The sequence below is a fragment of the Achromobacter sp. JCM 18799 genome, from assembly GCF_055395645.1.
The window spans coordinates 2,350,375-2,376,098 of record NZ_AP043866.1; the positions used below are offsets into that span (position 1 = coordinate 2,350,375).

The window sequence follows — 25,724 nt, forward strand, 5'->3', positions numbered from 1 at the left end:
CCTATTGCGTGGCCGTGAAGCCGGATGCGCGCACCACGGGCTCCCACTGCTTGCGGTAGGCGGCCAGGGCGTCGGCCGTGCCGCGCGCGTCCAGCGACACCGGCTCCAGGTACGCGGCACGCACGGCCTCCTGCATGGCGGGCTCGCGCAACACCGCCGCGATTTCCGCGCCCAGTCTGTCGGCCTTGGCCTGCGGCATCGCTGCCGGCGCGAAGAAGGCGTTCCAGCCGTCGGCCGCGAGGTTCACCCCGCCTTCCTTGAAGGTGGGCACGTCCTTGAGTTCGGTATCGCGCGCCTCGCCAGACACGGCGAGGATGCGGATCTTGCCGGCGCGGTGCTGCGGCAGCAGCGTATCCAGCGTGTCTATGCCTTGCGGCAGGATGCCGCCTATCAGCTCGGAGATCAGCGGACTCGATCCGCGGTAGCCCACGACTTCGGGCTCCAGGCCGATTTCGCGCCCCAGCATCAGCGCGAAGAAGTGCGGCAGGCTGCCGGTGGCCGGCACGCCCACGGCGAACTGCTTCGGGTTCGCCTTCAGCCACTGCCGCAGGCCGGCCAGGTCCTGGATCGGCGAATTCGCCGCCACCGCCATCGCAAACTTGTAGCTGCTGACCAGCGACACGGGCTTGAAGTCGCGCTGCGCGTCATAGCCGGGTTGGGCATAGACCAGCGGCGCCACCACCATCACGGCCGGGTTCGCCAGCATCAGCACGTTCTGGCCGGCCGGCGCCGCATGCAGGGCTTGCGCCGCGATGCGGCCGCCCGCTCCGGTCCTGTTTTCGACCACCACGGGTACGCCCACCCGGTCCTTGAGCCGGTCCGCGACCAGCCGCGCAATGCGGTCCGAACTACCGCCTGGCGGATAGCCCACCACCACCGTCAAGGTCCCGTCCAGCGGGGCCTGCTGCGCACCGGCCAGCGGCGCGGCCCCCGCAAGTATTGCCGCCGCGGCAGCGCCCGATATCCATTTACGCATGGTCAACTCCTGGAGACAGCGGCCCGCTGTCGATGATGGTTGTCACTGCCTGGCCGATACCCAAATAGGGAAATTGAATTTAGCAACGCGCATGTTTGTTGATCTAATCCAGGACTTCCCATAACGATATGCAGCGCGAACTGCAACGCCACCAGGAGGAAAAGCCATGCCGACCGATCCCGCGTCCGGACAACGCCAGCTTTCGGACATGCTGATGTACCGGCTGTACCAGGCATGGTCGCAATCGAATCCGGTATTCCTGCGCCTGTGCGAAGGACGCTTCGGCATCACGCGGCGCGAATGGCGAGTGCTGGCCTGTGCCATCGAGGGCGGCATCATGAGTTCGGCTGAACTGGCGGCCGCTGCAAAACTGGATCTGGCGCGTACCTCGCGCACCCTGGGCGCGCTATGCGAAAAAGGCTGGCTGCGCCGCCTGCACGACAGCGCCGACCGCCGCGTGGTGCGTGTGGAAGCCACGGTAGAAGGCTGCACCCTGTACGACGCCTTGCTGCCCGAAGTCTCGCACCTGAACGACCTGCTGGTGCAGGACCTGAGCGCCGACGAGGTCGCCTTGCTGCGCGACCTTCTGGGCCGCATCGAACAGCGCGGCCGCCGCATGGCCGAGGGCAACATCGTCTCGGAAAAGGCCAGCCGACGCGACGGCGGCACCCGCCGGCCGCGCCACGCCTGAGCCGTTCTGTCGCGCCTCGCCAACAGGCGCGCGGCTCCCGCGCCCCTGCCCCAAACGTCGCCAAGCCACTGATAGGACGGCGCTTTTCGTCGTCGGCCTTACCGCCCGGCAAGCTTTGCACGGCTTTTTTACATCTGCGGGCCGCGGATTTCCTGACATTCTCGATGCAGTAAATTAATAATAGTTATCGTTGTCATTTGCATCCAGAATCGGCCGAATTCAGGCCGAGGGGGAAATCCGTTGAAACACCACCCTGATCCCGCCGCCCGGCGCGCGCGGCCGCTGGTCCTGTTGCCTGTCGCCGCCGCGCTTGCCGCCTGCATGGGCGGCGCAGCGCAGGCCCAGCCCGCCGCATCCGGCGAGCCGGCCACCATCCTGCCCGCCGTGCAGGTCACCGGCACCGGCGAAACCGCGACCGGCCCGGTAGAAGGCTATGTCGCCACGCGTAGCGCCACCGCGACCAAGACCGACACGCCCTTGTCCGAAACGCCGCAGGCCATCACCGTGATCCCGCGTGAACAGATCGTGGACCAGGGCGCGCAGAACATCCAGGACACCATGAACTACGCGGCAGGCGTGCGCCCCAACGCCTATGGCGTGGACAACCGCGCCGACTACGTGCGCATCCGCGGCGTGGAGCCGGTGCAGTACCTGGACGGCCTGCGCCAGTATTTCAGCTTCAACAACCCGCGCACCGAGGTCTATGCGATGGAGCGCGTGGAAGTGCTGCGCGGCCCCTCCTCCATGCTGTACGGACAGGGCAGCACGGGCGGCATCGTCAACCTGGTCAGCAAGCGCCCGCTGGAGGAAACGCAACGCGAAATCGGCGTGGTGCTGGGCAACCACAACCGGCGCGAGATCCAGGCCGACCTCACGGGCCCGGCCAGCGAGGACGGCCAATGGCTGTACCGCGTCATCGCCGTGGGACGCGACAGCGATACCCAAGTTCAATACGCGCCGGACGACCGGCTGATGCTGGCGCCGTCCCTCACCTGGCGCCCCAGCGCGGCCACCTCGCTGACGCTGCAGGCCACCTGGCAGAAGGACCGCGCGGGCACCACGCAGTCCTTCCTGCCGTGGAGCGGCTCGGTGCAGGAAAATCCCAACGGCCGCATCCCGACCCGGCGCTTCGCCAGCGAGCCCGGTTTCGACGCCTATGACACCGAACAGTTCAGCGTGGGCTGGCTGTTCGAGCATCAATTCAACGACACCTGGAAAGTGCGCCAGAACTTCCGCAATACGGTCAGCAGCGTCGACTACAAGACGCTCTATCCCAACGTCTACGGCGCGCGCCGCGGCGATTCCTACATCGATCCGGAACAGACCACCGTCGACCGCATTTTCTATGTCAACAAGCCGCGCATGCGCACGCTGCTGGCGGACCAGAACCTGGAAGGCAAGCTGAACTGGGGCCGCACGGAACACACGGTGATCTTCGGCATGGACTATTCGCGCTACCGCGAGACCAGCCAGACGGCCAGCGGCGCGGGTTCGCCGTTGAACCTGTACCACCCCGTATACGGCAACGCGCCCGAGTACGAACTGTCGGACACCCCCAAGATCAATCAGCAGCAGATCGGCTTCTACGCGCAGGACCAGATCAAGTTCGACAAGAACTGGATCTTCCTCGCCGGCATCCGCCGCGACCGCGCCGACAGCACCACCGAAGGCCAGGACCGGGAAACCGACATGGCCACCACCAAGCGCTTCGGCCTGATGTATGCCGCGGACAACGGCTGGTCGCCCTATCTCAGCTACAGCGAGTCGTTCACGCCCATCGCCGGCGCCGACTTCTACAACCAGCGCTGGAAACCCATGCGCGGCAAGCAGGTGGAGGCCGGCATCAAGTACATGCCGAAGGACGCCGACATCGAATTCACCGCGGCCGCCTACGACCTGCGCGAGAAGAACCGCCAGACCAACGACCCGGACAATCCGAACAACCAGATCCAGGCCGGCAAGACCCGCACGCGCGGCGTGGAGCTGGAGCTGCGCGGCCGCGTCACCAAGGAACTGGACGTAATCGCCAACTACATCTACACCGACCTGGACCCGCAGCTTGAGGCCCAGCCCAAGCACATGGCCTCCATGTGGGGCAAGTACCGCTTCGCGCTGGCCGGCCAGCCCGGCTTCGCGGTGGGCGCGGGCGTGCGCTACCTGTCGGCCTTCCGCGACGGCGGCGCTCCGGAAACGCCGGCGGTCACGCTGTTCGACGCCATGCTCAGCTACGACAACGGTCCCTGGCGCTATGCGCTGAACGTGAACAACATCGCGGACCGCACTTATGAGGTGGTCTGCCTGGATCGCGGCGACTGCTTCTATGGCGCACGCCGCACCGTCATGCTGAGCGGCGCCTACCGCTTCTAAAATCGGAACTGCCTCCGGGTCCGGCAACCTGTACGTACATGCTGTACGTACAGGTGTACACTACGGTTTTTCATCCCTGATCAACCGTGTGACAGACGCGCGCTCGAACGTCTGCAACCCATAAAAACCGTCTTGGAGACTCCGATAGTGTCGACCGAAACTTCCCGCTCGCCCTTTTTTGGCACGATGCAGAAAATCCCCGGTGGATTGATGCTGGTGCCGCTGATCCTGGGTTCCTTGATCGGCACCTTCGCTCCCGACGCGTTGGCGATCGGCGGCTTCACCACGGCGCTGTTCAAGAACAGCGCCCTGCCCCTGATCGCGCTGCTGATCTTCGCCACCGGCACGCAGGTCAATGCGCGCACCGGTGGCCCGATCCTGGCCACCGCCGGCACCATCCTGTTGATGAAGACCCTGGTGCCCGCCACCCTCATCATCATTCTGGGCAGCTACGTCGGCCTGGACGGCGTGCTGGGCGTGTCCATCCTGGCGCTGCTGGCCGCCTTCGACAACAGCAACGGCGGCCTGTGGCTGGCCTATACCGGCCAGTACGGCGATGCCCGCGACCGCGGCGCCTATGTGGCCAGCGCGGTCAATGACGGCCCCTTCTTCAGCCTGCTGTTCCTGGGCGCCTCGGGCCTGGCCGACATCCCCATGATCGCCCTGGTGGCGGCGCTGGTGCCGTTCCTGCTCGGCGTGGTGGTCGGCAACCTGGACCCCAAGTGGCGCGACGTGCTCAAGCCCGTGCCCAACATCGTCATCCCGTTCTTCGCCTTCGCCCTGGGCACCGGCATCAATCTGGGCGCCGTGGTTTCCGGCGGCGTCAGCGGCCTGATCCTGGGCCTGATCATCAGCCCCATCACCGGCGGCCTGGTCTATCTGGGCTATCGCTACATCCTGCGCCGCGGCGGCAAGAGCGGCCTGGGCTTCGCCGCTGGCACCACCGCCGGCAACGCCATTGCCACCCCCGCAGTGGTAGCGGCCGCCGATCCCAACTTCCAGCAATACGTGTCGACCGCCACCGCCCAGGTCGCCGCCTGCGTGCTGATCAGCTCGATCCTGGCGCCCATGCTGGCCTCGTATTTCCTCAAGCGCGCGGGCGAACTCAAGTCCGAGGACGCCGACCCCACGGTCGCCCCCGCCCTGCGTGAAGCGCGCGGAGAGGCGCTTTGAATCCCGCCATCGCCATCGTCGCCGATGACCTGACCGGTTCGGGCGACACGGCGGTGCAGTTCGTGCGCGCCGGCTGGAACACCCATCTGTCCATCGGCGGCGCCGACGAGGCGCTGTCGGGTTCCGGCGCCGCCGGCGTGGAAGTGCTGGCGGTCACGACCAACAGCCGTCCCCTGTCGGCCGCCGACGCGGCCGAGGCCGTCTGGCAGAACGTGCGCCGCCTGCGTGCGGCCGGCGTCACGCGCCTGTACAAGAAGGTGGACTCCACCTTGCGCGGCGCCTTCAAGGCCGAGATCGACGCGGCGCGCGAGGCTTGGGGTCCGGACACCATTGCGGTGATCTGTCCGGCCTTCCCGGCCACCGGCCGCACCGTCGAACAAGGCGTGCTCTACGTCAACGGCAAGCCGGTCACCGAGACCTCGGCGGCCACAGATCCGGTCACACCCGTGACCGAAAGCCATATCCCCACCCTGCTGGGTTGCGCCCATGTGGCGGCGCAGCAAGACGACACGCCGCAAGCGCTGGCGGCCCGCATCCGCGCGGCCGGCAGCACCGTGGTGGTCGACGCGGCTACCGAAGCCGACCTGGAGCGCCTGGCGCGCGCCATCGGCTTGTTGGGTGTGCACGCCCTGCCCGTGGGCGCGGGCGGCCTGGCCGTGCCGCTGGCTCGGGTTTGGGCCGGCGCCGACCAGACCGCGCCGGTCGTGGTGGTGGTGACCTCGCAGCACAGCGCGGCGCGCGCGCAAGCCGCCGCCCTGCAAGCCTCGGGCGCCGACACCTGGACACCCTCGCTGGCTCAATTGGCCGACGACGCCGCATGGCAGGCCTGGAGCCAGCCGCTGCTGCAAGCGCATGGCCAATCGCCGGCGCAAGCCGGCACGGTGCTGCTGCTGGCGCCCGAAGGCCAGCTGGACGGCCTGGATTCCGAGACCGTCGCGGAACGCCTGGGCGGCCTGGCCGCGCAATTGATCGCCAGCGCGAACGCGGCCGGCGTGGTCGCCACGGGCGGTGACGGCGCGCGCAGCGTGCTGGTGGCGCTGGGCGCCCGCGGCATTGCGCTGGTGGATGAAGTGATGGGCGGCGTGCCCCTGGGCACGCTGACCGGAGGCACGGCCGCCGGCCTGCCCGTGGTGACCAAGGCCGGCGGCTTTGGCACCGAAGATGTACTGGTTCGCGCGGTGCGCGCGATCCGCGACAGGAGATTCAAGCGATGACACAACCCCAACCGGGCAAGCTGCCCCTGCTGGCCGTAACCCTGGGCGACGTGGCGGGCATCGGGCCGGAAATCACGGCCAAGATGCTGATGGGCCATGACGAACTGCGCCAGAAGGCCCGCCTGCTGGTGGTCGGCGACGTGGACGTGATGGCCAACGCCGTGCGCAGCCTGGGCGGCGACCCCGCCATCGTGCGCAAGCTGGACCGCGCCGCCGACTGCGCCAACACGCCCGGCACCATCGAAGTGCTGCAGGCAGGCCCGTCGCTGGCCCATGTGAAGCTGGGCGAGATCAGCGCGGACGCGGGCGACGGCTCGGTGCGCTTTGTCACCACGGCCTGCGCCCTGGCGCGCGCCGGCGAGGTTGACGGCATCGTCACCGCCCCGCTGAACAAGGCCGCCATGCACGCGGCCGGCCACAAGTGGCCCGGGCATACCGAACTGCTGGCGCACGAGTTCGGCGTCAAGACCTTCTCGCTGGTGCTGTCGGCCGGCGACCTCTACATTTTCCACGCCACCACCCACGTGTCGCTGCGCCAGGCCATCGAAGACCTGACCCCGGCGCGCATGCGCGCGGTGCTGCGCCTGGCCGGTTCCTTCGCCAAGGCGCTGGGCCGCGGCGACCAGCCGGTGGCGGTGTCGGGCCTGAATCCGCATGCCGGCGAAAACGGCATCTTCGGCACCGAAGACGCCGACATCCTGGCGCCCGCGGTGGCCGAAGCCAATGCCGCCGGCATCCTGGCCGCGGGCCCGATTCCGGCCGACGCGCTGTTCCCGCAAGCCGTGCGCGGCAAGTGGAAGTTCGTGATCGCCTGTTACCACGACCAGGGCCACGCGCCCTTCAAGGCGGTCTACGGCGACGACGGCGTCAACATCACGGTGGGCCTGCCGGTCGTGCGCGTGTCCGTGGACCACGGCACCGCCTTCGACATCGCCGGCCGCGGCATCGCCCGCGAAGACAGCCTGATCCTGGCCGCCGAGCGCGCCGCGCATCTGGCCCCGGGCTGGACGCATGTGTGGGAAACTGCGCGGGCACAAACCGGAGGTTGATTCCCATGGCGCCCGCCACGCACGACGCATTGCCCGTACTTGATCGCTCCGGCGATATCCCGCTGCACGCCCAGGTGGCGACCCTGCTGCGCGGATACATCCGCACGAACAAGCTCGCGGCCGGCGCCGTGCTGCCCAGCGAGGCGGCGCTGTGCGAACGCTTCGGCGTGGCGCGCAGCGTGGTGCGCCAGGCGCTGGCGGCCCTGGCCACCGAAGGCCTGATCCAGCGCGAAACCGGGCGTCCTGCCACCGTGGCGGCGCCCCAGGAACACCGCCGGCTGGTGCAGCGATCCACCGGCCTGTACGAGCAGTTCGCGCAGTCCGGCGTGGCCTTGCAAACCCGCGTGCTGGCGTTCGCGCGCGCCGAACCGCCCGCCGATGTGGCGGCCTTCTTCGGCACCACGCAATTGCTGATGCTGGAACGCCTGCGGCATGTGGCCGATGCGCCGCTGGCCTATGTGCGCACATGGCTGCCCGCCGGCGCGGTACCCGGCCTGCGCGCCGAAGATCTCGCCGACGCATCCCTGCACGGCGTGCTGACACGGCGCTTCGGCCTGCGCCCCGGCGCCGGGCGCAACCAGATCCGGGCGGTGGCGGCCGACAAGACGCTGGCGGAACTGCTGGACACGCAAGCCGGCACGCCGTTGCTCATGCTGCAAGGCCAAGGCATGGACCAGCATGGCCGCCCCCTGGAGTGGTTCACCACCTGGCACCGCGCCGAGCAACTGGTGTTCGACGTGGACGTCAGCATGGGACATGAAAGCGTGCAGCCACGGCTGCAGACGCCCGACGCGCCCGCAGAGCCCTCGCCCGAGGGCCACGACCCGCTGGCGCGCGCCCAAGCCCTGGTGGCCGAGCTTTCCGCCGAACTGGCCAGGCTGCGCGCGCAGCCCTGAGGCGCGCTTCCCGCGGCGGCCGATCTTGCACCGGTCATGCCCCGGCCGCGCCGCAGCCTGCGGACGCGGCAGCCCCTAGCCCAGCAGGTTGTCCCTCACGTGCAGCAGATGCCGCCGCACGGCCTCCATGGCCCGTTCCGCGTCCCGGTCATGCAGCGCATCAACGATCTCGCGATGCTCCACCTGATAGGCCTGGCGCCGCTCGGGCGTCAGGCTCCTGCGCTTCAAGGCGCCCCAGGTCGCTTGCGAGCGCGCCGCCGTCATCAGCGCGAACACTTTTTCGATGAAGAGATTGTGCGTGGCCGTCGCCATCAATTCGTGCAATTTGGCGTCCCAGATCTCGAACGCTTCGAAGCTGTCGGCGGCCTCTGCGCGCGCGCAGGCGTCCTGCATCGCGGCGAAATCGGCAGGGCTGCCATGCTGCACCACCAGGGCCGCGATGGCCGGCTCCAGCACCAGCCGCGCCGCCATCAGTTCGGCCGGGCTGGTGGACAGCACTTCGGTGCGCAGCAGCCCTTCCGTTTGCGCCAGCGCCGAGGAGGGATTGGCGTAGGTGCCGCTGCCCACGCGCTGCGAAATCAGGCCTTCGTTCTTCAAGTCGGCCAGGGTGCGACGCACCGTTGAACGGCTGATGCCGAATTGTTCGCTCAGGGCGCGTTCCGTGGGCAGGCGATGGCCAGCAGGCCAGGCGCCGGATTGCAGATTCTCGATGATGACCGCGCGCAAGGCGGAAGCTTTGTCCATGGACCGCCCCAGAATAGCTAGCGGCCAGATGATACCAAAACAGACCAATAAACCAAGAAAAACCTGGAGATTCCGTTAGGAAAGTTGGTTTATTTGGTATATCCTCTCCCGAAATTGGGCCTTGATATTCGCCCAATTGGTATTTTTTGGTATTAAACAAGAGCGGCCGGACCGCTCAGGGAGCAAGCATGAAGATTGCAGTATTCCGGATCCAGGGCGAGCGCCGCATCGGCGTGGTGTCCGACGACGGTGGCAGCGTGACCGCCCTGGACTTCCCGCGCGAACTCGCGGCCGCGGGCGCGCTGACCGCCGTGGAATGGCTGGCCGAGGGCCGCGCCCTGCCGGCCAAGGTCGGCTCGTCCTACCGCTGGGACCAGGTCGAGCATGAGGCGCCCCTGCCAGCGCAGCGGCGCAACCTGTTCTGCGTGGGCCGCAACTACCACGCCCATGCCAAGGAACTGCGCGACTCCGTCTTCAAGGACAACGACGCCAATCCCGAATCCTGGCCCATCGTGTTCACCAAGGTGCCGCAGACCGTGGTCGGCCCCTGGGCCGACGTGCATCTGCCCGTGGGCGTCTCCGACAAGATCGACTACGAAGCCGAGCTGGCGGTGGTGATCGGCAAGGGCGGCCGCAACATTTCCCGCGCCGAGGCCATGAGCCACGTGATCGGCTACACGGTGGTCAACGACGTTACCGCGCGCGACGTGCAGATGCGCCATCAGCAGTGGGACCTGGGCAAGTCCTTCGACACCTTCTGCCCCATGGGCCCCTGGCTGGTGACGGCCGACGAGCTGGACGGCCAGAAGACGCGCGTGCGCTGCTGGGTCAACGGCGAGCTGCGCCAGGACGGCAACACCGAAGACCTGATCTTCGACATCCCCACGCTGATCGAAACCTGCTCGCGCGGCATCACGCTGTATCCGGGCGACGTCATCGCCACCGGCACGCCGGCCGGCGTCGGCCAGGGCCTGAACCCGCCGCAATTCCTCAAGCACGGCGACGTGGTGCGGGTGGAGATCGACGGCATCGGCCACATAGAAAACCGCTTCGTCTGAGGACAAGCCCCGGAATGAACACGGGGCGGCTCGGCAATAAGAAGCACAAGGAGTGAGACATGAATCTGCGTTGCTACCGGGCGGCCGCGGCTGCCTTGCTATGGCTGGGAGCCGCGAATGCGCTGGCCGCCGGCTACCCTGAACGCCCCGTGACCATGGTGGTGCCCTTCCCGCCTGGCGGCGTCGCCGACACGATCGCGCGGCCGCTGGCCCAGGCCATGGGCGACAAGCTGGGCCAGGCCGTCGTCATCGAAAACAAGGGCGGCGCGGGCGGCGCCATCGGCATCGGCCAGGCCGGCCGCGCCAAGCCCGACGGCTATACGCTGCTGATGAGCCTGTCGTCGATTTCCATCCTGCCCGCAGCCGACCGCCTGCTGGAACGCAAGCCGGCCTATCAGCTGGACCAGTTCGTGCCGATCGCGCGCATCACCGCCGATCCGACCGTGCTGGTGGTGCGCGCCGACGCGCCGTACAAGACGCTGCAGGAATTCGTCGACGCGGCGAAGAAGCAGTCCGGCAAGTTCAGCTACGGCTCTTCCGGCATCTACGGCACCATGCACGTGCCGATGGAAATGCTGCAGAACGCCGCTGGCATCAAGATGATGCACGTGCCCTTCACCGGCGCCGGCCCCGCGGTGCAGGCGCTGGTGGGCGGCCAGGTCGATGCCCTTGCCACCGGGCCGTCCAGCGTCATGCAGCTGATCCAGGCGGGGCGCGTCAAGGCGCTGGCGCATTGGGGCGACGGCAAGCTCGACAGCCTGCCGGACGTGCCGTCCTTCAAATCGCAAGGCTATGACATCAGCTTCGTGCAGTGGTCGGGCGTATTCGCCCTGGCCGGCACGCCGCCGGCCGTCGTGGAGAAGCTGCGCCAGGCAGTCAAGGACGTCGCCACCAACCCCGAGGTCCAGGCCCGCATCGCCGGCACCGGCAGTCCGGTGCAATACCTGGACGCGCCGGCCTTCGACGAGTACTGGAAGAAGGACTCGGCCTCGCTGGAGGTCGCGGTCAACCGGATCGGCAAGGTCGAATAGCCCAACGGGACGCCCGGAATTCCGGGGCGTCCCCCCGGTTCATGAACGCAGGCTGGCGGGTGCAAGCTGCCGCGCCAGCGCCTTGCGGTCGACCTTGCCCACCGCGTTCTCGGGCAGGCGCTCGATCCACAACACCTCGCGCGGCACGTAGATGCGGCCCAGGCGCGCCAGCACCTCCGCCTGTATGCCGGACGCATCCGGCGCGGCCGCGCCCGCGCGCTGCACGAAGATCACCGGCACTTCGCCCAGGTCCTCGTCGGGCGCGCCCACCACGCAGCAGGCGGCCACGCCCGGCAGGCCCGTCACCACCCCCTCGATCAGCGCTGGCGAGATGTTCTCGCCGCCGCGGATGATCACGTCCTTGATGCGGCCGGTGATGCTCAGATAGCCCTGCTCGTCGAAACGCCCCAGGTCCCCAGTGCGCAACAGCTGCGGCGCGCCGGTGTCGGCGCTGTCCACGCCCACATAGCCCAGCATCAGGCTGTCGCCCGCGATGCAGATCTCGCCTTCGCCGCCCGGCGCGGCCTCGCTGCCGTCCGGCAGGCGCAAGGTCACGCTCTGGCCGGCCAGCACGGTACCCACCGACCCCACGCGGCGCGCGGCAGGCGGGTTCATGGTCGAGGTGCAAGTGGCTTCCGACAGGCCATAGGACACCACCAGCGGGCAGCCCAGGAAGGCTTCGATGCGCCGGTGCAGCGCTTCGGTGATCGGCGCCGAGCCGCAGCGCGCAAAGCGCAACGCAGCCAGGCTGGCCGGCTCGAACTCCAATTCCAGCATGCGCGCGTACATGGTCGGCACGCCCGTGATCAGGCTGGGCCGGAACTCACGCAGCAAGCCCGGCATGTCTTCGGCCCGGAAGCGCCCCGCCAGCGCCACGCAGGCCCCCGCCAGCAGCGGCGCGAAAATCTGGTTGTTGAGCGCATTGGTGTGATGCAGCGGCATCACGTGCAAGAGCCGGTCTGCCGGCGTCAAGCCGGTGTGCGCCAGCACCCCGCGCGCATTGTTCGCCAGCCCGCGGTGGCTCAACAGCACGCCCTTGGGATTGCCGGTGCTGCCGGAGGTGAACAGCAGCAGGCCCGCGTCGCCGGGCGCGGCCTCGCCGCTGCCCGTCCAGTCCAGCGGGCCTTGGGCCACGGCAGCGGCGTCCAGCAGGCGTTGCGGCGCCAAGCCGCTGGCACGGGCCGTCGCCGCGTTCGCCGCATCGTGCAGTATCCAGCCCAGCCCCACCGCCGCCACGCGCCTGGCAGTCTCGGCATCCGACAGGCGCGGCTCCAACGGACATGGGCAGGCGCCCGCCGTCATCACGCCCAGGATCGCCAGCACCTGGGCCTGCGACCGCTCCATCGCGATGGCCACAGGACTGCCGCGCCGCACCCCGGCGGCGCGCAGGCCGCCCGCGATGCGCCCGACCTCCTGGCGCAGGCCGGCATACGTCAGCATGCCGTCCGCGGTCAGGATAGCCGGCCGTTCGGCCCATTGCGGCAGGGCCCACAGGCGCGCGAAGGCAGCCACCAAGGTGGCGTCGGCAAGCGTCATGGCAAGCTCCTAGCGCAGCGCGACGGCGGCGTCGCGTTCAAACTGCCCATCGGGATCCAGCTCGCGCAAGGCGCGCATCTCGGCCGCCGTCGGCAGCGCGGACGGCTCGGCGCCGCTGGCGTCGAATTCGAAACCCGTGCGCTCGCGCACTTCAGACAGGCTGGATTCCGGGTGCCATGACTGCAAAGCCAGCCGCCCGTCGCGCTTGACGAACACGGCGATCGGCGTGACCACGCCATGAAATCCGCCCCAGGACGTCATGAAGTCCAGCTTGGGCACGAAGGTGCGCCGCGAGTGCTCGGTGCGCCAGGTGCAGGCGCGCCTGGCGGTGGGCAGCATCACCGCGCCGCCCCCGCCGCCCGGCAAGCGCACCTTGGGTTCGTGCCAGTCGCCGATGCAGGAATTGTTGGCGCAGCCTTCGCCGTCGATCTGCGCCGCGCCCAGGAAGGTCAGGTCCATGCGGCCGCGCGTGCACAGATCGTAGAAGTCTTCGTTGGAGAAGATCGACGCGGTGTGCTCGGCCAGCACCGGATCGGAACTGGAGATCGGCACATGCGAGGGCAGCGGGTTCACGCCGCCGGCGACGTTGATGTAGACGAAGTCCCAATCGTAGGCGCGCTTGGCCAGCAGGCAGGCCAGCATCGGCAGGGTGGAATTCACGCCACTGAAGGTGATCTCGTCCGGCCGGATGAAGCGCGCCAGATTGGTGACGATGTACGAAAAGCCCGACCATTGCTCAGCCATGCTGCACCTCCCGCGCTTCGGGCGCCGCAGCCAGGTGCGCCTGCAGATCGCTGTGTTTGTCCATGTACGCTTCCACCGCCGGATAATCGATGGCGTAGTCCGGCCAGCAGGATCCCGGCCATGCGCCCTGCGGCGCGACGGCATAGGCCTGCACCATGAAGAACGGCACCAGCGTGGATTCCGGATTGGCCTCGAACACCGCGCTGTCGACCACCTTCTCGGCCACCACCAGCACGCTGCCCGCGGCGCGCGACATGATGCGGTCCCAATGCGCCGTGCCGTGCACGCGCACATTGCCCAGCGCGTCCACCTCCGAAGCATGAATCACGGCGAAGTCCGGCCGGATCGCCGGCACCACCCAGGTCTTCTGCCCGCTGCCATACGGATCGTCCAGGCACTTCCAGCCGTTCAGCTCCGGCAGGCCGCTACCATGCAGGCCGCCGCAAGGCTGGAACGGCACGCCAAACGCCGCCGCCCGCAGGCCGGCCGTGAGGCTGGCGCAGGCGTGTTCTTCCAGCTCGATCTCGCGCCGCTCGACCGCCTTGCGGTACCAGGGCGCCAGGCCGAAGTTCCCTTCCATGGCGACGATGCCCGCGCGCACGCGGCGCAGCACGCCCGCGCGGCACAGGATGTCCACGTCGTAGCCCGGCGACTGCTTGACCAGTTCCAGGTCGCGCCGGCCCTGCCGGATCAGTTCGCGCACGAAGGCGAACGGTCCGCGGTCCAGGAAGCTGCCGCCCAATGCGATCGACGCGCCGTTGGGCACCAGTGCCGCCAGCTCCGCCAGCGAGCACTGCTTGTTCTTCTGATTGAAACCCGATGCCATTATGTCTCCTTCCCTGCGTGTTCTTCTTCGATCAACGCGCCTGCAGATAGGCCGCTACCCGGTCCTTCAGGCCCGGCAGTGCGGCAGAACGCACCAGGCGGGCAAGATCGATATCCGGCGCCTCCGAGGACAGCGCCGCATACAGCTGGACGCGGCTCGCGCAGCTGAGAGCAGATGCGGCGTCCAGCGCCTCGCGCTCGACGGCCGGCCAGTCCTGCACGTCGGCAAGGCGGCTCGCGAAGCCGTCGCGCAAGGCTTCTTCTGCGCTGAATGTGGCCGCCTGCTCCAGCACCGCGCGCGCCCGCTCGGCGCCGACCAAGGCTGCGTAACGGCGCGTCCCCAACACCAGGCCAAACTTCAGCCCAGGCATGCGGAACGTGGCGTCGGACGCGCTGACCCGCCACTTGCAAGCGCCGAACAAGTCCACGCCCGCGCCGAAGTTACGGCCATGCGCCAGCCCCAGCGTGAGGCACGGCGAGGCCGCCAGCCGCTGCAGCAGCATCTCGATGCGCACGAAGCGCAGCAGCAGATCGCCTTCGCTCTGCTCCTGCCAGCCGCCGAAGTCGAAGCCCGCGCTGAAGTTCCTGCCCTCGCCCTTCAAGACGATGAGCTGGGCGCCGCCAGCCTCGGCCGCATCCAATGCGGCAATCAGCTCCTCCACCAGCGGCGCCGACAGCGCATTCATCTTGTCGGGCCGCGCCAGCGTCAACACGTGCGCCGCGCCCTGTTTGTCGATGCGCAGGACCTCGCTCATGCCGCCGTCCCCTTCCTGGCGGCGCGCAGCGCGCCCAGCACTTCATCGTTGTGTTCGCCCAGGGCGGGCGGACGGCGGCGCAAGGCCGTGGTCTGGCCGTCGAAGCGCACCGGCAGGCCGAACGTGCGCGTGCGCACGCCGTTGGGCAGGTCCACGGGCTGCACCCAGCCCATGTGCTCAACCTGCGGGTCGGCCAGCACCTCTGAATAGGTGTTGATGGGCGCGCACGGCACGCCGGCCGCACGGAAACGCGCCAGCCAGGTCTGCGCGTCCTCGGCTTCGAAGATCGCTTCCAGGATCTCGCGCAGCGCTGTCTGGTTGCGGGCGCGGGCGCTGGTGTCGGTGAAGCGCGGGTCGGCCAACAGATCCTCGCGGCCTACCGTTGCGCATACGCCCTTCCACAAGGCCTGGTTGCCCGCCGCCATGCCGAAGTAGCCGCCCTTGCAGCGGAACGCCTGGTAGGGCGCATTGCGCGGATGGGCCGATCCCAGCTTGACGGGATCCTTGCCGCTGCCGAAGAACTCCGAAGTCTGCAGAGCCGCGATGCCCAGGGTGGCGCCCAGCATGGGTACGTCGATATGCGTACCCTGCCCGCTGGCCTGGGCCGCGCGCAAGGCCGACGCAATGGCGAAGGCGCCGTACAGGCCGGCCGAAAAGTCCGCCACCGGCACGCCACACTTCACGGGTTCGCCGCCCGCTTCGCCGGTCACGCTCATGATGCCGCTCATGGCCTGGATGGTCAGGTCGAAGCCGCCTTCCTGCGAACGGGGCCCCGACTGGCCGTAGGCCGAGATCGAGCAATAGACCAGTCTGGGATTGGCCTCGCGCAGCTGCGCATAGCCCAGGCCCAGGCGGTCCATCACGCCCGGCCGGTTGTTCTCGATCAGCACGTCGGCGGACAGCGCGAGTTCGCGCGCCAGAGCCAGGTCGCCGGGGTCCTTCAGGTTCAACGTCACCGAACGCTTGTTGCGGTTGAGGGACGCGAAGTTCTCGCTGTAGCCGTCGGAAATGGGCGGCCAGCTGCGCAGCGTATCGCCGCCTTCGGGGTTCTCGATCTTGATCACGTCGGCGCCCATGTCCGCCAACAGCATGCCGCAAAAAGGCCCCGCCGCAACATTGCAAATCTCCAGCACCGTGATGCCGGCCAGCGCCGAACTGGGTGTCATGTCTGACCTCTCGTTATGAAAATTCAATATTTGGGACAAAGAAAACATTATAAGAGTTGGCCTTCAAGACTGGCATCATCCAGCCCATCTCTAGCGTTTGTTTGCGATTTTTAGCGCGAATCCTAGTGCATTCCCTAAGTAGCATGCTTAATTGTTGACCAGCATAGCACCGTGTGGAATTCTAAGTAAACCATTTATTGAAACTCGAGTCCTATATTTTAGGATTTTCATAAAGGGCCGCGACGCGGCATATGACGGCCCGCACCGACACCAAGGAGACTTCCATGAAGAAAATGTGGCGCATTGCCCTGACAGGCATGGTGCTGGCTTTGGCAGGCGGCGCGGCCGCGGCCGACAACTGGCCCGCGAAACCCGTGCGCATGGTGGTCCCCTTCCCGCCCGGCGGCGCGACGGACGCGGCCGCGCGCATCTACGCGCAGCACCTGGGCGACTACCTGGGGCAGAGCGTGGTGGTGGAAAACAAGGCGGGTGCGGGCGGCGAAATCGGCGCTGAGTATGTGGCCAAGTCGGCCGCCGACGGCTACACCCTGCTGATGGGCGCCGTGGGTAGCCACGCGATCCACGCGGCCATGCCGGACAAGCCCGGCTACGACTTCGGCACCGCCTTCGTCGGCGTGTCCATGGCGACCAGCATGCCCATGGCCGTGGCGGTGAACAGCAACAAGATTCCCGCGAAGAACGTGCAGGAGCTGATCGCCCTGGCCAAGAGCAAGCCCGGCACCATCACCTTCGGCTCGGCCGGCCCCGGCACGTCCCAACACATGGCGGGCGAACTCTTCCAGGTCGTGACCGGCACGCGGCTCATGCATGTGCCGTACCGTGGCAGCGGGCCCGCCATCACCGATCTGCTGGGCGGCCAGATCGACATGGTGATCGAAACGCTGCCGGCGCTGCTGCCGCAGGTCGCAACCGGCAAGATCCGTCTGCTCGGCGTCACCACCGCCACGCGCGCCACGGCGCTGCCAGACCTCCCCACGCTCGCCGAGCAGGGCGTAAAGGACTACTCGGTCGCGACCACCTACGCGCTGCTGGCTCCCGCGGGCACGCCGCCCGCCGTGGTGGACAAGCTCTCGGCCGGCATGCAGAAGGCGGCTGCCATGGCTTCCGTGCAGCAAGCCGCGCAGAAGCTGGGCGCCGACGCCGTGGCCACCACTCCTGCCGACACCAGCCGCGTGCTCAAACAGGAAGTCGCCCGCTGGGCCGACGTCGTGCGTTTGTCGGCGGCCAAATGACGGCGCCCGGCACGACACCGCCCGCGGCGGACCTGGCCATCGTCGGCGGCGGCTCGGTGGCCGTCAGCTTCCTGTATCAATTCCTGCTGTCCCTGGAACCGGGCGGCGGCCGGGCGCTGACGATCGCGCTGTTCGAGCCGCAGGCCGAGCCGGGCGCGGGCGAGGCCTACCAGGAGGATCTGCCCAGCAACCTGCTCAATATCCCCGCCGGCAACATGTCGGCGCGGGCCGACCACAGGATGGATTTCGTGGACTGGCTGCGCGCCCAGGATCCCGCCTGGCTGCGCGCGCAAGGCGCGGACTCGATAGCGCCGGCGGACTTCCTGCCGCGGCCATTGTTCGGCGCCTACATGCGCGCAGTCTATGCGCGAGCTTGCGAGCTCGCGCGCGCACAGGGCGTCACGCTCACACACGTGCGCAGCCGTGTCCGACGCGTGGCGCCGCTGCCTGGCTGCGGCGCGCGGGTCGAACCGGAATCGGGTCAGCCCTGCCTGGCGCGTTACGCCGTGCTGTGCAACGGCAACCTGCCCTCGCAGGCCTTTCCGGAATTGCGCGATGCGCCCGGCTACTTCAACAGCCCTTACCCGGTCCAGGCGCTGACGCGCGGTATCGCCGCCGACGCCCCGGTCTGCATCATCGGCACCAGCCTGAGCGCCGTGGACGCCATCGCAGCCTTGCGGCAAGCGGCGCATCGCGGCCCCATCCTGTGCGCGTCGCGCAATGGCCGGCTGCCGTCGGTGCGCAGTCCGCACAATCGCGCTCCGGACGCACTGCGCCGCTTGAGTCCGGAGGGCGTTGCGCGCCTGGCCGCCACGCACGGCGGGGCCCTCTCGCTCGAGGTCATTGCCGCGGCGCTGCGGGAAGAAGTGCAGGCGCTGGACGGCAGTCTGGCAGCCGCAGACGTGTTCGGGCTGGACGGCGAGGCCCGCGCCGCGCTGGACGACGAGATACGGCGGTCCGAACAAGCCGCGCGCCCCTGGCAGGCGGTGGCGGCCGCAACCAATGCCGCCGTGGACCTGATCTGGCATCTCATGCCGGACGCCGAACGCGGCCGCTTCCAGTCGCAATGGCGTTCGCTATGGATGGCGCGGCGCGCCACCTTTCCGATGCGCAACGCGCTGAAGCTGCAAGCCCTGCTCCAGAACGGCCAGTTGCAGGTCAGCGGCGGTTATCTGGACAGCCGCCACGACAGCGCCAGCGGCCTGTTCCACACGCGCTTGCGCGACGCGGCGGGCGCCGTCTCCACCCACGCCAGCCGCTATCTGATCAATGCCACCAGCTTCTCGGTGGACACCGCAAGCACGCAAGATCCGCTGGTGTCCGCGCTATTGCGCGAGGGCCACGCGCAGCCCGATCCCCATGGCGGCCTGGCGCTGGACTATGCCACGGGATGCCTCAAGAACGCCGCAGGCGGGATCGAGCCGGATATCTCGGTGCTGGGCAGCTTGGCGGGCGGCACGTATTTCTGGACCACGTCCATGGACGTGAATGCGCGGCTGGCTCGCGGCCAGGCGCAGCGCATCGGCGCGGCGCTGGCGCGGTCCGCTACTGATCCAGATAGCCCCGGCGATAGCCCATCCCTTGCGAGATGGACTGGGCACAGGCGGCCACGTCCGGCGCCAGCTGCTTCATCCTAGCGGCGCTCAGGCGGTCCAGCGGGCCGGAGATGCCTATCGCGGCCACAGGCTGGTCCAGGCTGTTGAACAAGGTCACGGCCAGCCCGCCCACGCCTTCGCGCCATTCGCCCCGGTTGACCGCGTAGCCGGTGCGGGCGATCTTGCGCAGTTCGTCCTTCAAAAGCGGCATGGACACGATGGTCGAGGACGTGTGGCGCACGAGCTTGTCGGCATAGCGCTCGACATAGCCTTCCGCCTGGTAGGCGAGCAAGGCCTTGCCGGTGGCGACGGCATAGGCCGGCGCGCGTCCGCCCACCATGGAATAGGCGCGTATGGGCTGGGGGCTGTCGATCTTGTCCACGTAGACCACGTCGAAGCCGTCGAGCACCGACAGGTGCACGGTTTCGCCGGTCTGGTCGGCCAGCGTGCGCATGTAGGGCGCGGCCAGCTTGCGCACGTCCAGCTGGGCCAGCTGACGCGCCGCCAGCTCGAACAGCCGTACCGCGCCGCGATAGCCGCCGCCGTCATCGTCCTTGGTCACGTAGCCCGCATGGATCAGCGTCTGCAAGGTGCGGTGCGTGTTGCTGCGGGTCAGCCCGACGCGGGCGGCGAGCGCGTCGATGGTGCGCGGCGGATTATCCACGTCGGTCACCGCCTCCAGCACCATCAGACCTTTGAGCAGCGTCTTGTCCATTGTTTATTTTCCTAATATTTAGGACAAGAAAATAGCATGGGACGCCGCGCGCGAACAGACCCTAGCGTGCGCCCCCGGCAATGGCCGCGCGCACGGCTTCCGAGCGGTCCCACAGGTTGGGCAGGCTGGGCGATGAATAGCCGGACACGAAAGGCTTGGCCTGCCCCGTCGCCGGGTCATATACGTGGCGCGACACGGCGCCGATGTTGCCGCCGTAGAGATGCACGCTGATCGATACGCGGTCGGCGTGGGCGTTGGACACGCGGTGGATGTCGCCTTCGGCCGGCGACAGGCGCTCCACGTCGCCCGGCTGCAAGGTGGTCGGGGCGCCCGCCGGCGTAACGCTGCCGTCTTCGCCGCGAACATAGCGCTGGTTGACCTCCGCCCCGCGCAGCATGCCCACATAACCCCAGACCTCGTGATCATGCACCGGCGTGAACTGGCCCGGCCCCCACACGAAACTCACCAGCGAAAAGCGCTCCAGCGGATCGCAGTGCAGCAGATATTGCTGGTAGTACTGAGGATGGGGCGCGGTACAGGCCTCGGGCAGCCAATCGTCATGGCGCACCAGGTCTGTGAATGCGGCCTGCAGCTCCGGCGTCTGCGCCAGGCCCGTGGGCGTGGTCAGCCGGGTCGCGGCGGCGATGAAGCGGCGCAGCCTGTCCAGGCCGCCTTGAGATTCGGGCATTGCGTCTCTCCGTGAACTCTGGAAATCCCAGATTGAAAAAACAGTATCCACGATTCAGGATGGACACGCATCCTTGCCCCTGCTTCCGCCCGGGTAATCGCGCCTGGCTTTTCTTGACAGGCCCAGGCCCGCGCGTGCAGCGTATCGGACTGGCTTCAAGATTGAAAATGAAAAACACGCATCACGATATTCCCCCCGCGCTGGCGCAGACGCTGCGCCAGGCGCGGCGCGTCGTCGTCTTCACGGGCGCCGGCGTCTCCGCCGAAAGCGGCATCGCCACCTTCCGAGATGCGCTGACAGGCCTGTGGTCGCGCTTCGACGCACAGGCTCTCGCCACGCCCGAAGCGTTCCGCTCCCACCCCGACCTCGTTTGGGGCTGGTACGAATGGCGCCGCGCGCAGGCCCTGCGCGCCGCGCCGAACGCCGCGCATCGCGCCATCGCGGAACTGGCGCGGCACGTGCCCGAGCTGCTCGTGGTCACGCAGAACGTCGACGATCTGCATGAACGCGCCGGCAGCCTCCATGTCGCGCACCTGCACGGCAGCCTGCACGCGCCGCGCTGCTCGGCCTGCGGCGCCGCTCATGCCTTTGCGCAGGCGTTCCCCGACGAACCCGGGCAAGGAAGGCGCATCGATCCGCCAGCGTGCACGCATTGCGGTGCGCCGGTACGGCCCGGCGTCGTGTGGTTCGGAGAAAGCCTGCCGCATGATGAGTGGGACAAAGCCATGCGGGCCGTCGAGCAATGCGACCTGCTGCTGAGCATAGGCACATCGGCGCTGGTCTACCCCGCGGCAGAACTGCCGCAACGCGCACTGCGCCACGGCGCAACCGTGGCGCAGATCAATCCGGCCGCCACGCCGCTGGACGCGCACGCACACCACAACGTACGCGGCGCGGCCGCAGCGATCATGCCCAGGTTGCTTGCGGACGCGGGCTTCGGCCCCACCGATTACAGCCCTGCGCGCAGTGAAGATTCGTGAAGATGTCGGGGTCTGATGTGGCGCACAATCATCGACTCAAGTCAGGCGAGGGGAAACCCCAAATCCCACCACCCGCACCCCGGGATACATTGGCGGGATAGGTTTGGCCGTGGAGATTATCATTCCGTTTTCCTGGAGACTTCCCGACGTCTTTGTGCGCTCGCCGGACGGTGTCTTGCACCGTGTGGTGCGCCACGCCACGACCGCGGAAACCATCGCCCAACTCGAGAGCATGCCCAGCAACTATCACCTGGACTGCGAGTGCATGCTCGACAACGGCGAAGCCCTGCACTGGATCGGCGACAACCAATATCGCCAATTGAATGGCGGCGCCATTTTCACCGCCGAAGCCGCCACCACCACGCCTCGGGCCGATTCCCGCAAGAGCGCTGCCGCCAAGAGCAGCCTGCACGACCCCCGCAGAAAATCCGCCGCGCGCAGAACACCCGCGCAGGGGCAGAGTCATTTACCATTAGCTGTCGTCAATCTAAAAACCGGCAACGACTGGAGCCTGATACGCGCCTGGCGCGAGCATCTCAATATCAGCACCGCTGATATGGCTGCACGGCTAGGAGTGGACCACTCCATCTATATCGAACTGGAACGGCCGCGCCCGCGGCCCAGGCAGGTTATCCTGGACCGCGTATCCGAAGCCCTGGGCGTCACTCCCGACCAGCTCGACGATTCATTGTTTGGAGGGCACCTTCATTAGCCTGACGCGGGAACATCAAGCTTCCCGCCCTGGCATACTGAAATGCCCGAACGACTTTGGCGCCGTATATCCAATGGCCCGCGCATGGAGGTATCGCATATGCTCGGCACCGCAAGACGATTGACCGACGTCCTCGCCACCGCGCCGGACGGCACGCTCTACCGCATTGAACGCTTCGTCTCGGACCCCGACGCGTATTCCGCGCTGGGTACCTCGCGCTTCGATCCGAAGACGCATTGCGTATGCCGCACCAGCACAGGCGAAAAAGTCGCGTGGCTGGGCGGACAGACCTACCAGCTGCTCAAGAGCGGCACCTCCTTGACGGCGGTGGACCGACGACGCCACTAGGCGCACGGGGCCGCCGCGCCTGGCCGGGCGGCGCTCTCTCCTCCCGCATTCCCCAAAGCCGCGGCCCGACGCGCGACACTGCGCGCGTCGGGCCGCGGGCGTGGCGCTTGCGCCAGATCAAGGAATTCCGCGCGCGCCCGGCAGTACGCTGGACACATATCTGAAAAGAATGGCGCTGCCGTCGCGGCGCCCTCCGTCAGCAGGCATCCAGCATGGCCAAGAAGTTTCCCTTGCACCCGAAGCACCCCGAACGCATATGCTGGGGCTGCGACCGCTATTGCGCCACCGACTCGATGGCCTGCGGCAACGGCTCCGGCCGCACCATGCACCCCGCAGAGACGCTGGGAGACGATTGGTACACGGTCGGAGACTGGGGATTCGACGACGAAGATGACAAGACCCCGGACCAGGTCCGAACCGCGGAGCCAGCCCCGACGCACTGAAGCGCGACGCACCGGCGCAATCCGCGCCGCAAAACAAAAAGGCCTTCGATCGAAGATCAAAGGCCTTTCCGTTTTCTTTCGATTTCATCCAAGCAAGAAGCTTGGCGCGCCCGGCAGGATTCGAACCTACGACCCCCTGGTTCGTAGCCAGGTACTCTATCCAGCTGAGCTACGGGCGCTCCGAAAGAGGCGTGTTTATACCATGAAAAATAAAGGGTGCGCAAATCAGGCCGCCCGAAGCCCGCACCCGCGCTGCGCCCGAATCGCGATCCCGGGACAGGTGCCCCGCCTCGGTCACGCGATTCCTTCCACAAAACGCGCACAAAGGGAATAGTTCAGAAAACCCGGTTCACTCGTCCGCGTTGCGAAATTTCACGCTTGGAAAAATAATTGGTTTCCTGTGCATATAGGTCAAAAAATGCGCCCACGAGCGGAAAGCAGCTCTTGCACAGGACCTCTCGCCGACGCCTGCAGTCGGGGCTCTCCTGCCCCCTGTCTGTCAGAAGGAACTTGCATGGACATCAAGAATTCCTCGGGCGCGCTTGTTCTGAGCCTCGCTGCCGCGATCCTGGCCACAGGCTGTTCCACCGCTCCCAAAACGACAGAGTCCGGCTTTCTGCCGGATTACTCGATGCTGCACCAGGCCCCCGCCCCCGATGGCGGGACCCGCCTGGTCTACCTGAATCCCGACTTCAACCCATCGCGCTATACGGCAGTCTGGCTCGATCCCATCGAGTATTACCCGGAACCTCGGCCAACCGCGGACGTTTCCATGGAAACCCTCACGGAGATACGCGTAGCGGTCGACGAAACGCTGCGGCGCAAGGTCGGCGAACAGGTGAGGCTGGTCGATCGCGCCGGGCCTGGCGTCGCCCATATACGCATCGCCATCACCGCGGTGGGAACCTCGGAGCAGGCGCTGCGGGCCTATCAATACATCCCCGTCGCGTTGGTAATGACCGAAGCCCGCGCCGCCCTGGAAGGAGGCATGGCGCGCAACGCCAGCGTCGCCATCGAGTCCCGGGTCACGGACAGCATGTCGGACGAATTGCTATATGCGTCCGTGCGGGGCGGCACGGGCGAGAAAGTCACCAACGCCACCCAAGGCGCGGGCGGCGTTCGCCTGTCCAAGCTGCAACCCCTGATCGATGAATGGACCGCCGGCGCGGCCCGGGAAATCGGCAAGTACGTCCGACCACGCTAGAGCAAGGCATCACGCGGCACAGCCTGGCCTGTGCCGCGGCACTTCGTGCTTTTCAACCCATGAGTCCGTTGGAGCGATCCCATGAAGCTAACACGCCGCACATTGAACGCAGGTGGCCTTGCTCTGCTCGCCACCAGCGCCCTGGGCGCAGTCGCCCGGGCCGCCGATGGCCTGATCGCCGATCTGCCCGAAGGCGACGAGCAGTTCGGCTTGGCAACCGATGTCTACATCTACGCCTACCCCCTGGTGACCATGGAGATGACCAGAAGAGTCATCACCAACGTCGCGGAACCCAAGGGCACGCGGGCGCCAATGGGGAATCTCATCAAGCTGCGCCAGTACCCCGACGCCAAGTTCCGCGACGTGACCGCGCCTAACGCCGACACGCTCTACACCACGTCCTTCTTTGATGTTGGCGACGAGCCCTGGGTCGTCAGCCTGCCCGACATGAACGGACGCTATGCCCTGTTTCCGATGCTGGACGGCTGGACGACGGTGTTCGACGTGCCCGGCAAGCGCACCACCGGCACGGGAGCGCAAACCTTCATGGTCAGCGGCCCCGGATGGGAGGGCTCGATTCCGCAAGGCATGGTCCAGTACAAATCCCCCACCAGCATCGTCTGGCTGCTGGGTCGCATCTACTGCACCGGCACGCCGGAAGATTATGCGCAAGTGCACAAGCTGCAGGACGAAGTGAAGCTCTGCCCCTTGAGCGCTTGGGGCAAGGACTGGACCCCGCCCGCGGGCAAGGTCGACCCCGCCATAGACATGAAGACCGCGGTACGCGAGCAGGTCAACAACATGGACGCGGTCGAGTACTTCACCTTGTTCGCGCAGTTGCTCAAGCGCAATCCGCCCAACGCCGCCGACGCAGCCATCGTCGCGAAGATGGCCGCGATAGGCATCGTGCCGGGACAGGACTTCGACAAGAGCCAGCTCGACCCCGACATCGCGAAGCGGGTCCCGCAGGTGGGCTTCGGACGCATCATGACGCACTTCAAGTCCAGCGGCGGCGACATCCAGGACGTCGATGGCTGGGGCTACACGACCAAGACGGGCATCTACGGCACCAACTACGTCCAGCGCGCCCTGATCACCGCGATCGGCCTGGGCGCCAACCGCCCGCAGGACGCCATTTATCCCACTTCCCTGAAGTCAGACACCGGCGCCGTCAGACGCACCTACAACGGCTCGGAGAAGTACGTGCTGACCTTCAAGAAAGGGCTTACGCCGCCAGTCTCCGGCTTCTGGTCGCTGACGATGTATGACGCGCGCTACTTCTTCGTCGACAACCCGCTGAACCGCTACTCGATCAGCGCGCGCCAGCCCCTGAAGGCCAAGCCCGACGGCTCGATCGACCTGCTCATACAGCATGAATCGCCCGGCCCAGACATGGAGTCGAACTGGCTGCCTGCGCCCAAGGGCCCATTCATCCTGATGATGCGTCTTTACTGGCCCAACGAAAGCAACCCGTCCATCATCGACGGCTCCTGGACCATCCCTCCGGTAAGGCGGGTCACCTGACACCTGGGTTGCGTCGCACCGGCCCCTGGCCGGCTTT

Annotated in this window: 25 protein-coding genes and 1 tRNA gene; 16 read left to right on the forward strand and 10 right to left on the reverse strand. The window is 67.4% G+C overall.

The features are described 5' to 3' along the window. Nucleotide 1 precedes the first annotated feature (1 nt). Nucleotides 2-976 carry a Bug family tripartite tricarboxylate transporter substrate binding protein gene (locus ACZ5YA_RS11055; protein ID WP_059372143.1) on the reverse strand — a complete coding sequence of 325 codons (975 nt, stop codon included), beginning with the start codon at nucleotides 974-976 and terminating at the stop codon, nucleotides 2-4. Between the two features lie 166 nt (nucleotides 977-1,142). Here ACZ5YA_RS11055 and ACZ5YA_RS11060 point away from each other — a divergent pair, with 166 nt between their 5' ends. The 6 genes from ACZ5YA_RS11060 (at nucleotide 1,143) to ACZ5YA_RS11085 (ending at nucleotide 8,366) form a co-directional block, all read left to right on the forward strand. After that, nucleotides 1,143-1,667: a MarR family winged helix-turn-helix transcriptional regulator gene (locus ACZ5YA_RS11060; RefSeq protein WP_059372141.1), complete on the forward strand. Its 525-nt coding sequence runs from the start codon at nucleotides 1,143-1,145 to the stop codon at nucleotides 1,665-1,667. A gap of 321 nt (nucleotides 1,668-1,988) precedes the next feature. Further along, a complete protein-coding gene (locus tag ACZ5YA_RS11065; protein WP_223283453.1) occupies nucleotides 1,989-4,034 on the forward strand; it encodes a TonB-dependent siderophore receptor in 2,046 nt (681 codons plus the stop codon). A gap of 147 nt (nucleotides 4,035-4,181) precedes the next feature. Beyond that, on the forward strand, nucleotides 4,182-5,207 hold the full coding sequence (locus ACZ5YA_RS11070) for a 2-keto-3-deoxygluconate permease (protein WP_082400881.1): 1,026 nt from the start codon (nucleotides 4,182-4,184) through the stop codon (nucleotides 5,205-5,207). After that, entirely contained in the window at nucleotides 5,204-6,421 is a 1,218-nt protein-coding gene (gene dtnK, locus ACZ5YA_RS11075) for a D-threonate kinase (RefSeq protein ID WP_118933694.1), read from the forward strand. The genes ACZ5YA_RS11070 and dtnK overlap by 4 nt, the downstream gene beginning before the upstream one ends. After that, complete coding sequence (gene pdxA, locus ACZ5YA_RS11080; protein WP_059372138.1) at nucleotides 6,418-7,470, forward strand: 4-hydroxythreonine-4-phosphate dehydrogenase PdxA; 1,053 nt, start codon at nucleotides 6,418-6,420, stop codon at nucleotides 7,468-7,470. The genes dtnK and pdxA overlap by 4 nt, the downstream gene beginning before the upstream one ends. A 5-nt stretch (nucleotides 7,471-7,475) precedes the next feature. Then, the gene (locus ACZ5YA_RS11085; protein ID WP_251881998.1) at nucleotides 7,476-8,366 is read left to right on the forward strand and encodes a GntR family transcriptional regulator; all 891 of its coding nucleotides are present in this window, start codon (nucleotides 7,476-7,478) and stop codon (nucleotides 8,364-8,366) included. Nucleotides 8,367-8,441: 75 nt separating this feature from the next. On the opposite strand, the gene ACZ5YA_RS11090 is transcribed toward ACZ5YA_RS11085, so the two are convergent. Continuing rightward, nucleotides 8,442-9,110, reverse strand: coding sequence for a FadR/GntR family transcriptional regulator (locus ACZ5YA_RS11090; protein ID WP_059372134.1), 669 nt, complete (start codon nucleotides 9,108-9,110; stop codon nucleotides 8,442-8,444). Nucleotides 9,111-9,298: 188 nt separating this feature from the next. Between ACZ5YA_RS11090 and ACZ5YA_RS11095 the strand changes: the two genes are divergently transcribed. Further along, nucleotides 9,299-10,168, forward strand: a complete 870-nt coding sequence (locus ACZ5YA_RS11095; RefSeq protein WP_059372132.1) for a fumarylacetoacetate hydrolase family protein — start codon at nucleotides 9,299-9,301, stop codon at nucleotides 10,166-10,168. A 59-nt stretch (nucleotides 10,169-10,227) separates the two neighbouring features. Continuing rightward, nucleotides 10,228-11,199, forward strand: coding sequence for a tripartite tricarboxylate transporter substrate binding protein (locus ACZ5YA_RS11100; protein ID WP_059372131.1), 972 nt, complete (start codon nucleotides 10,228-10,230; stop codon nucleotides 11,197-11,199). 39 nt (nucleotides 11,200-11,238) lie between these two features. Here the strand turns inward: ACZ5YA_RS11100 and ACZ5YA_RS11105 are convergent, their stop codons facing one another. Genes ACZ5YA_RS11105 through ACZ5YA_RS11125 form a run of 5 tightly spaced genes read right to left on the reverse strand, consistent with a single transcriptional unit; the run spans nucleotide 11,239 to nucleotide 16,225 of the window. Further along, nucleotides 11,239-12,735 carry a class I adenylate-forming enzyme family protein gene (locus tag ACZ5YA_RS11105; RefSeq protein ID WP_464092502.1) on the reverse strand — a complete coding sequence of 499 codons (1,497 nt, stop codon included), beginning with the start codon at nucleotides 12,733-12,735 and terminating at the stop codon, nucleotides 11,239-11,241. 9 nt (nucleotides 12,736-12,744) lie between these two features. After that, nucleotides 12,745-13,479 (reverse strand): CoA-transferase subunit beta, encoded by a 735-nt coding sequence (locus ACZ5YA_RS11110; RefSeq protein WP_059372127.1) that lies wholly within the window; start codon nucleotides 13,477-13,479, stop codon nucleotides 12,745-12,747. Further along, entirely contained in the window at nucleotides 13,472-14,305 is an 834-nt protein-coding gene (locus ACZ5YA_RS11115; protein WP_464092503.1) for a CoA transferase subunit A, read from the reverse strand. Before ACZ5YA_RS11115 ends, ACZ5YA_RS11110 begins: the two co-directional genes overlap by 8 nt. Before the next feature lie 31 nt (nucleotides 14,306-14,336). Beyond that, nucleotides 14,337-15,059: an enoyl-CoA hydratase/isomerase family protein gene (locus tag ACZ5YA_RS11120; RefSeq protein ID WP_464092504.1), complete on the reverse strand. Its 723-nt coding sequence runs from the start codon at nucleotides 15,057-15,059 to the stop codon at nucleotides 14,337-14,339. Beyond that, nucleotides 15,056-16,225 carry a CaiB/BaiF CoA transferase family protein gene (locus tag ACZ5YA_RS11125; RefSeq protein WP_059372117.1) on the reverse strand — a complete coding sequence of 390 codons (1,170 nt, stop codon included), beginning with the start codon at nucleotides 16,223-16,225 and terminating at the stop codon, nucleotides 15,056-15,058. The genes ACZ5YA_RS11120 and ACZ5YA_RS11125 overlap by 4 nt, the downstream gene beginning before the upstream one ends. A 284-nt stretch (nucleotides 16,226-16,509) precedes the next feature. Here ACZ5YA_RS11125 and ACZ5YA_RS11130 point away from each other — a divergent pair, with 284 nt between their 5' ends. Both ACZ5YA_RS11130 and ACZ5YA_RS11135 read left to right on the forward strand, forming a co-directional pair. Then, nucleotides 16,510-17,478: a tripartite tricarboxylate transporter substrate binding protein gene (locus ACZ5YA_RS11130; RefSeq protein ID WP_118933703.1), complete on the forward strand. Its 969-nt coding sequence runs from the start codon at nucleotides 16,510-16,512 to the stop codon at nucleotides 17,476-17,478. After that, nucleotides 17,475-19,115 carry an FAD/NAD(P)-binding protein gene (locus ACZ5YA_RS11135; RefSeq protein ID WP_464092505.1) on the forward strand — a complete coding sequence of 547 codons (1,641 nt, stop codon included), beginning with the start codon at nucleotides 17,475-17,477 and terminating at the stop codon, nucleotides 19,113-19,115. The genes ACZ5YA_RS11130 and ACZ5YA_RS11135 overlap by 4 nt, the downstream gene beginning before the upstream one ends. Here ACZ5YA_RS11135 and ACZ5YA_RS11140 read toward each other — a convergent pair. Further along, nucleotides 19,024-19,788, reverse strand: a complete 765-nt coding sequence (locus tag ACZ5YA_RS11140) for an IclR family transcriptional regulator (protein WP_118933688.1) — start codon at nucleotides 19,786-19,788, stop codon at nucleotides 19,024-19,026. The genes ACZ5YA_RS11135 and ACZ5YA_RS11140 overlap by 92 nt on opposite strands. Before the next feature lie 61 nt (nucleotides 19,789-19,849). Then, complete coding sequence (locus ACZ5YA_RS11145) at nucleotides 19,850-20,476, reverse strand: cysteine dioxygenase family protein (RefSeq protein ID WP_464092506.1); 627 nt, start codon at nucleotides 20,474-20,476, stop codon at nucleotides 19,850-19,852. Between the two features lie 167 nt (nucleotides 20,477-20,643). Here ACZ5YA_RS11145 and ACZ5YA_RS11150 point away from each other — a divergent pair, with 167 nt between their 5' ends. The 4 genes from ACZ5YA_RS11150 to ACZ5YA_RS11165 all read left to right on the forward strand — a co-directional run bounded on the left by ACZ5YA_RS11150 (nucleotide 20,644) and on the right by ACZ5YA_RS11165 (nucleotide 22,959). After that, the gene (locus tag ACZ5YA_RS11150; protein ID WP_251881984.1) at nucleotides 20,644-21,456 is read left to right on the forward strand and encodes an SIR2 family NAD-dependent protein deacylase; all 813 of its coding nucleotides are present in this window, start codon (nucleotides 20,644-20,646) and stop codon (nucleotides 21,454-21,456) included. A 109-nt stretch (nucleotides 21,457-21,565) separates the two neighbouring features. Next, nucleotides 21,566-22,168, forward strand: coding sequence for a helix-turn-helix domain-containing protein (locus ACZ5YA_RS11155; protein WP_464092507.1), 603 nt, complete (start codon nucleotides 21,566-21,568; stop codon nucleotides 22,166-22,168). 120 nt (nucleotides 22,169-22,288) lie between these two features. Then, nucleotides 22,289-22,516, forward strand: a complete 228-nt coding sequence (locus tag ACZ5YA_RS11160) for a hypothetical protein (protein ID WP_054453154.1) — start codon at nucleotides 22,289-22,291, stop codon at nucleotides 22,514-22,516. A 212-nt stretch (nucleotides 22,517-22,728) separates the two neighbouring features. After that, nucleotides 22,729-22,959 (forward strand): DUF3079 domain-containing protein, encoded by a 231-nt coding sequence (locus ACZ5YA_RS11165; protein WP_118933685.1) that lies wholly within the window; start codon nucleotides 22,729-22,731, stop codon nucleotides 22,957-22,959. 102 nt (nucleotides 22,960-23,061) lie between these two features. Here ACZ5YA_RS11165 and ACZ5YA_RS11170 read toward each other — a convergent pair. Next, nucleotides 23,062-23,138 (reverse strand) — tRNA-Arg (locus tag ACZ5YA_RS11170). A 335-nt stretch (nucleotides 23,139-23,473) separates the two neighbouring features. Here ACZ5YA_RS11170 and ACZ5YA_RS11175 point away from each other — a divergent pair. Together ACZ5YA_RS11175 and ACZ5YA_RS11180 are read left to right on the forward strand one after the other, a co-directional pair. After that, nucleotides 23,474-24,163: a DUF3313 domain-containing protein gene (locus ACZ5YA_RS11175; protein WP_306636526.1), complete on the forward strand. Its 690-nt coding sequence runs from the start codon at nucleotides 23,474-23,476 to the stop codon at nucleotides 24,161-24,163. 81 nt (nucleotides 24,164-24,244) lie between these two features. Continuing rightward, nucleotides 24,245-25,687: a DUF1254 domain-containing protein gene (locus ACZ5YA_RS11180; protein ID WP_464092508.1), complete on the forward strand. Its 1,443-nt coding sequence runs from the start codon at nucleotides 24,245-24,247 to the stop codon at nucleotides 25,685-25,687. Nucleotides 25,688-25,724 lie beyond the last annotated feature (37 nt).